The organism is Bradyrhizobium sp. LTSP849 (genome assembly GCF_000938255.1).
Lineage (GTDB): Bacteria > Pseudomonadota > Alphaproteobacteria > Rhizobiales > Xanthobacteraceae > Bradyrhizobium.
In genome coordinates this window covers 331,536-339,149 of record NZ_JYMR01000012.1, presented here as the reverse complement: position 1 = coordinate 339,149, position 7,614 = coordinate 331,536, and the positions used below count along the sequence as shown (strand labels likewise).

Here is a 7,614-nt window from a genome sequence, read left to right as displayed (position 1 = left end):
TCGTCGAGCGCGCGGGCTTCGACCCATTGCTCGACGATGCCGTAGACGCGGCGGCTGACCACGATCTGGTCGGCCTTGGCCTCGCCGCAGAGGCGGGAGGCGAGGTTGGTGACGCTGCCGATCGCGGCATATTCCAGCCGCTGCTCGAAGCCGACCTGGCCGAGCGTGGCATAGCCGAGCGCGATGCCGATGCCGAAGCCGAGGCTATGGCCGCGGTTGCGCCAGCGCTCGGTCAGCGGGCCGATGGTGTCGCGCATCTCCACCGCCATCTTCACGGCACGCCGTGTGTGGTCCTCGAACTGGATCGGCGCGTTGAACAGGATCATGACGCCGTCGCCGGCATATTTGTCGAGCGTGCCCTCATATTTGAAGATCAGCGTGCCGAGGGCGGCGTGATATTCCCGCAGCACGTTCATCGCCTCCTCCGGCTCGGTCGCTTCCGTGAACGCGGTGAAGCCGCGCAAATCGCAGAACACCACGGTCACCTCGCGGCGCTGGCTGGTGAGCAGCCCCTCGGGACTGTCGGAGGAGGCGATCAGCTGCGCCACCTGCGGCGCCAGGAAACGCTCGAGCTTGCGGATCCGCTCGATCTCACTGAGCTGGGTCTCGACGCGCTCTTCGAGCGACTTGTTCCAGTCCTTGAGCTGCTCGGTCTGCTCGCGCAGCTTGTCGGCCTGGTCGCGCACGGTCTCGTGCGCGGTCTCCAGCGCGTGGCTCTTGTGGTCAACTTCGGTGAACAGCCGCGCATTGCGCATCGCCAGCACCGCCTGGTTGGCGAAGGTCCGCATCAGGCCGATGAGGCTGCCTTCGAACGCGCCGCGGGCGCGGCGCAGCACCACCAGCGAGCCGAGCGTGCCCTGCAGGTCGACCAGCGGTACCACCAGCACCGAATGGAAGCCGGCATCGACCGCGGCGTCGCGCAGCGGCTGCTCGGGCGCGTGGTCGAGATCGGCAAGCGCGATCGGCTCGCCGCTCCTGGCGGCATCGCTCAAAATATTCTCGCCTTCCTCGATCGTGATGTGGGCGCCGTCAGCCGATTTGTCGATGCCGTTGGCCTCGACCAGGTCGAAGCGGCGCGCGTCCGCATCATAGCCGTAGATCAGCACCGCATCGGCGTGGCTGATCTCGAGCGCGCGGGCGGCGATGGTCGGCAGCACGGCGTTGAGGTCGAGCGAGGCGGCGACCGCGCGGCCGACCTCTTCCAGCACCTTCAGCTCGTTGATCGACTGCGCGAGATCGCGGGTGCGCTCTTCGACTTTGGTCTCGAGGTCCGTATAGGTCTCCTGGAGCTGACCGGCCATGCGGTTGAACTGGCCGGCGAGCTCTTCCAGCTCGTCGGAGGTGTGCACGTCGATGCGGTGGCTGAAGTCGCCCTCGCCGAGCTTGTGCGCGCCGTTGCGCAGCGCCGTGATCGGGATGATCATGCGGCGCGCCAGCAGCGTGCCGGCGAGGATCGCGACCAACAGCCCCATGCCGATCAGCAACGCAATGCGCACGAGCTGGTCGCGGATCGGCGTCAGCGCCTGCGCGGTCGGCTGCTCGAACAGCACGTTCCAGCCGAGCTTCGGCACGGTGCTCGCCGCGGTCAGCACCGAATGGCCATTGAAGTCGGTGCCGAACGTATCGCCGTCGCGGCCGGGGGCGATGGCGGCTGCGACCTGCGGCAGCTTCGACAGATCCTTGCCGACATCGGGGCCCTTCGACGAGGTCGCCAGCACGCGGCCGCGTGCATCGACCACATAGGCGAAGGCGGCCTTGCCGAGCTGGGCATCGGCGAGGTAGTCGGAGAGGAAAGAGAGATCGATCTCGGCCACGGTGACGCCGGCATTGAAGCCGGAATGTGCCACCGAGATCGATATCACCGGCTTCTGATCGACGAAAGAGGCCGGCGAATAGCTCACGCCGCGCGCGACCGTGTCGGTGAAGCGCATGTCGCGGGAGAGGTCGGCATTACTGCCGGTCGTGGTCGACTGGCGCGAGACGCGCAGCACCTCACGGCCGTCGCCGTTGAGCTGGAACAGCTGGGAGACGACCGAGACCTGGTGCAGCAGCTGGGCGTAGTCGGCGCGGCGCTTCTCGAGCGTGTCCTGGCTTGCCCGTGTCACCCAGCTGATCTGGCGTTCGAGCTCGGAGACCGACTGCTCCATGCGCCTTGCGGCGGCCTGCGCCTTGTCCCCGAGGGCGTCGGTCAGCGACGTCGTGGTGGCGCGGTAGGAGATCCAGGTCTCCATCGCGCCGTTGACGGCAAGCACGAACACGACGAGGCCGACGAGGGAGACGACGTATTTGGCGAACAGGCCCTCGCGCAGAAACCGAATCTTGCCTTTCGCTCCTGCCATCCGGATCCTCTCGCGCCGCGACGGACGCCGGCGCTATGGGCCGCACGGGCCCTTACGATCTTCTATCACAATTTGGGCCAAGGAACCGGCAAGGGCGGGCAAGGAGCCGACAAGGGACGGGCGGGGATGGCCGGCGGCGGCCCAAATGCCGCAGCCGTCCTTCTCATCCGTTCGGATGAAGAAGTGGACGGGGTGCGGGTGTAAGGACCGCCTCGGAGTCTGGAAGTGTTGGTCCAAAAACTACCGATTAAAGAGTTGCCGCATCACGTCGTTCATCGGCTGGCTGTCCTGCTGGGCGACCGGCGGGTCTTGAGTCGGCTGGGCTTGGGTCGACGGGGCTTGGGTCGGCGGCGCGGGCGAGGCCTGCTGCGGTGCCGGCGTGGTCGGTGTTCCCGGCAGGCCGCGGCTGCGGATGCCGGTTCCAGGGGTGTTGGACAGAGGGCTGTTGGACAATCCTTGCTGGATCATATTGCCGATGGCCTGGCCGAGTGGGCTGTCCGGCCCCGGCAGCTTCATCTGCGGGTTGGCGCTGCCTGCTGCGTTGCCGCCGCCCGGCGCGGCGCCGCCGAGCCCGAAATTACCACCAAGATTGCTCAACATGTTGCCGAGCCCGGCGCCGTCAGGCCCGAACAGACCCTTGCCCATCTCGCGCAGCTTGGCATAGGCGGCATCCGGATTGTCCATCATGCCGCTCATGTCGGGATAGATCTGCGGCTGCGACCAGGAGCCCGAGATCATCACGGGAATGCCGAAGCCGACCGGTTCGGAGGTGCGGCCCTGGCCTTCGGTGGTCATGACGAGCTTCGGCTCGACGCGAAAGCCCAGCATCTTGGTGTCGAGTGCGATGGTGCCGGCGCCGGTGATGCGCACCAGCGGGCCGACCAGGTTGAAATCGGTCGTCACCGCCTGGCCCTTGTCGATGCGGAAGGAGGCGGAGAGTTGCGACAAATCGGTGCTCTGCTCGGTGCTCCCTGCCTCACTGTCCTGCCAGCCGGACAGCTTGCTGGTCGTCAGCGAGCGGATCATCTGTGCGACATTGATGCCGCGGATGGCGCCGTCCTGGAAAGTGACGAAGGCGGTGCCCTGCATGTTCGCCATCAGCGCGCGCTGGCTGGGGCCGGCGCTGCGCAGTGCGAGCTTGGCTTGCATCTTGCCGTCGACCCGGTCGAACTCGGCAAGGCCCTGGAGCAGCGGCAGCGCCCGCACGCCGACGATGTCGGAATGCATGGCAAAGCTCGGTGCGCCGCTGGTCGCATCGAGGATCATCTCGCCCGAGACCTGGCCGCCATAGGCGCCGAGATTGGCGGTGCCTGTCTTCAAGATGCCGCCGGCGAGTTTTGCATCGAGCGCCAGCGGCGCAAGGCGCGCCTGGCCGATGATGGCTTCGTTGGCCGAGATCCTGATTTGCGCATCGACATAATTGAGCCCGGACACATCGATCGGCGCATCGCTCCAGGGCTGCGCGGTCGCGCCTTCGGGCGATTTTGCCAGCGGAATCGTCAGCCGCTGGAAGTCGAGATCGACCTTCACCAAAGGCTTGCTCGCAATATCGACCGAGGCCCAGCCGTTGAAGGCGCCATCGCCGAGCGTGCCGTTGACGCCGTTGATCATCACCATCGGCCCGTTGAGGCGCAGCTCGGCATGGCCTGCAAGCTGCGACGACAGCACGTCCGGCATGTCGATGGCAAAATCCACCGGCGTGGTCTGCCGCTCGACCGGCGGCGCCGGCGTGGTCGCCTTGATGTCGAACCTGGTCGGGTGCTCGCTGATGCGCGCCGTGCCGATGACCTTGATCGTGCGGTCGCGGCCCATGATGGCGTCGGCGTTGATGGCCGTGATGCGGCTGTCGACGCGATCGCGCACGCGCGAGAATGCGACTTCGCCGTTGCTGATCTTGAAACGGTCGATGGTCGCACCATCCATGTCGGGCGCAAGCGCCGCTGGCGATGCATCGGCATTCGGCAGGCGATCGCGCAGCATGGGCAAATAGAGCACGGGATGGGTGACGACGATCTCGCTGATCTTCGGATGGCCCGACCATGCGCTGGACAACGACATGTCGACCTGCACGCGGTCGATGGTCAGGCGCGTGATGCCGCTGCGATCCTTGGGGTTCTGGAGCGTGAGGTCGCTCAAGGCGACGTTCAGCGTCGGCCACAGGCTGATCTTCGTCGTGCCGTCGATCGACAGGCGATAGCCGCTCGCCTGCTCGACGCGCGAGGCAATCGTCGAGGTCAGGAAGCCCGAGGGGATCCCGACCACCAGCAGGAGCGCGATCACGATGATGACGGCGACCACCGCCGCGCCGGCGAATTTAACTGCTCTCATGTCGACGTTCCAACGACGGACAAGCGGCGTCGAAACCCGCCCGGTCACCCGTCCCTCGCGCCTGAGCTTATCCCGGGATGGGAAGCCGCTCCAAGCAGACAAAAATAGTCAGGGGGAGCTGTAAAGTTATGTGACTTATGACACACTTCCGCATGCAATCAGGAAGGCGAGAGCGAAATCAATAGGCCGCACCAAGCGGCGGTTCGCTCAGCGAGGATATCAAGACAGCATGAACCTGGTCGAACTCAGAGCCGATCACTCAAAACGATAAAAACAAGGATCGAGGCACGATTGGTTCGGTCACTCAAAAAAAGAGCCCGCCCAGACACCTGAACGAGCTGCTCATCGAATCCTTCACAGGTCAAACGACGACCGTTGTGTGCGGTGCTCGCACACAACGGTCGGCAATTATCTCAATCAATATCGTCAGGGTGCACCCGGCGACGCCTGCGCAGCGGTTCGGTTCGACGAGACTCGACATTTCGCCCCTCGCGAAGCAAGTCGCCCAGCTTGCGAAGGGGTGTATCGACCATCCGGTTCGTAAAGCCGGCCATCATGCGGTCGGCGAAGCGCCGACCTTCGTCAAGATCGATGTCAAAAAGATCAATGTCCAACAAATCATCACGGTACTGGCGCTTGCGGCGTTGCCGCTCGGCATCAGCCCATGCCTGCTTTTCTTCTTCGTTCGGGCCTTCAAGCCATGCTTGCCGGCGCTTCTTCTCGCGCTCGGCCCAAGCTGCAATATCAGTCTCAGGAACCGACCACGGTTCGTGTTCGCTAAAGGTATCGGAAGCGCTGTCGGAACGCCGGGACTCCGTCGAAGCCTTGCTCATGAAACAATCTCCAATATGGATCAACAAAGGATAGCATGTCTTAAAGACTTGTCCATCCGCCCCCAGTCGAGCAGGCACGGATCGAAATTCGTGTTCGCACGTTGCTTGGGGCGTTTGTGTGGCTTTGGTCACATTCCCCGGAGTGCCCTGATCCGGCATGGAACGCTCTGTTTCTCGTGACAACGACCGCCTCATGGTTGTGGTGACTTCAGGAGAGCGCAATTCAAGCATCGACCGGAGGCTTGAGTGTGCTGACTGAAGAAACCTACCGCACTCGCCCAAGGCTGCGCCGGCTCACCTCTTGCCCGATCACGCTAGATTGCTCGATAGCAGCAAGCTTGCGTCCCTGACGGAGAGCCAACAGCATAAAAATAAAAGCGCAGAAAAGTAGCGTTCCCGGAATGAAATATTGCCCGACCCCGAGTGCAGCATTCAGGCTCGCGAAAGCATCCTCTCGGAATCCGAGAGATGCGATTGTGCCGATCAAGGCTGTCCAAATGCCATACTGCAAGAGGCGAGTCTGCAACATTCGGAGCGATACTTCGATCGAGCGGCCGGATGTCAGCAGCTTACTTAGATTAGCTACGATCTCCTTCGCTTCTCCCCAAGTCTCGGTAACGCTTCCAATCAGTTCTCGTTGCCTGAATACCTCGCCAACGTCGATGCGAGCGGCGCGTACCATAAATTGCGCTTCGTCCGCCAATGGATCGCAGTTGGGCGAGAGCTCAAATACGATTGCGTCCCGCGTCAGCAAAGTCCGCAAGTACAGTGAAACCGTAGCGGGAATAGATAAGCCGTGCTGTCGTATGACAGACATCATCCGAACCACGATATTTCTGGCGGCCAGCCAAGTTACACTTCCGACGGGACTACGAAAACCGTCCAGATAGTCTTCAAATACGACGGACATATCCCGGCGAAATCCGGCGAGATCCCTGTTCTGTGTGCCTTCGATCCACCGCAACAGCTCATCCATTGCGTCGTCAAATTGTTCACGAAGCACGTACTGCATGAAGAACCGAAATGAATCCTGATGCTCCTCGGTGAATCGTCCAACGACGGCAAAGTCGACATAGGCTATTCGATTGTCCGGCAGGACCAGGATGCCGGCAGGACTCAAATCGGAATGGAAAAGCCCGTCCCGATAGATCTGGTTGAGCGTACTCCAGTAAATACGTCGGGCGATGAGACGCAGATCATAGTGCTGATCTTTGAGCTTTTCGAGGTATTGCCGGTCGTTCTGTTGGATTGCGTTCAAGATTTGTCGCACGGGTATCCCGTCGACGAACTCCCAGGTCAAGATACGCTTAGCGGTGTATTCTTTTCTAACCGTGAAGCTGAGCTCGGCTTCATCGTCCTTGGATAACTCCGACATGACGGTCGCGTTGCGCGCAGCCTCCGCGAGATCGAGTTCCGAAAATAGAGCGCGCGCAAATTCATCGACATAGGCAGCAACTGAATTGGCCCCAAAAGCTCCTGCCCAATCCAGCGGCGCGGCAAGCCACTGCATCAAGCGAATATCCGTGATGTATTTTCTTCGTGTGACCGGATTCTGTATTTTCACCGCGAGCCGCACGCCACTGCGAGAAGTCGCCTGGTGAATCTGTCCGCTCGATGTGACGGCAAAGGGGATGCGCTCAAACGCGCTAAAAATCTCGTCGGGAGAACGACCGAGATCTTCAATGATGATTTGATGAATTGCCGAATAATCTTCCGCCGCCACTTCGTTGGTGACTTGCAAGAGTTCCAGGCAATAGTCCGCCGGCAACAGGTCAAAACGAAGAGCCAGAGCCTGACCGAGCTTCACGAAGGTGAAATCCAGTTTTTCAAACACTGCGCGCAGGGCGCGCGCCGATTTCCGTGGGCTCGACCGAAAGGTCAATGTCGCAGGCAATTGATACCGCGCCAGCAAAAGCATCAGTTGGAACAGGCGCGCTATCGTTCTGAAGAAATCGGGCATCTGCTCCACCGCGTGTTATCCGCGCTAGCGACCGTTGCGCCACTTGGAGGCGGATCATCGCCGCCGCAATCCTAGGTTCCGCTGCATGTGCGTGCAAGGTGATTGTGGGCGGCTCGCGTGAGACGTCCTCGGCTGAGCTGTGATGCTCGCTGTC

At 62.1% G+C, this 7,614-nt stretch carries 4 protein-coding genes; all 4 read right to left on the bottom strand.

From position 1 onward, the window contains the following. On the bottom strand, nucleotides 1-2,339 hold a 2,339-nt coding region (locus UB31_RS10995; protein ID WP_045010871.1), incomplete at its 3' end, for an adenylate/guanylate cyclase domain-containing protein. A gap of 240 nt (nucleotides 2,340-2,579) precedes the next feature. Beyond that, nucleotides 2,580-4,667 (bottom strand): AsmA family protein, encoded by a 2,088-nt coding sequence (locus UB31_RS10990; RefSeq protein WP_045010195.1) that lies wholly within the window; start codon nucleotides 4,665-4,667, stop codon nucleotides 2,580-2,582. A gap of 413 nt (nucleotides 4,668-5,080) precedes the next feature. Further along, a complete protein-coding gene (locus tag UB31_RS10985; RefSeq protein WP_045001031.1) occupies nucleotides 5,081-5,500 on the bottom strand; it encodes a hypothetical protein in 420 nt (139 codons plus the stop codon). 265 nt (nucleotides 5,501-5,765) lie between these two features. After that, complete coding sequence (locus tag UB31_RS10980) at nucleotides 5,766-7,460, bottom strand: ABC1 kinase family protein (protein ID WP_045010870.1); 1,695 nt, start codon at nucleotides 7,458-7,460, stop codon at nucleotides 5,766-5,768. Between the last annotated feature and the right edge of the window lie 154 nt (nucleotides 7,461-7,614).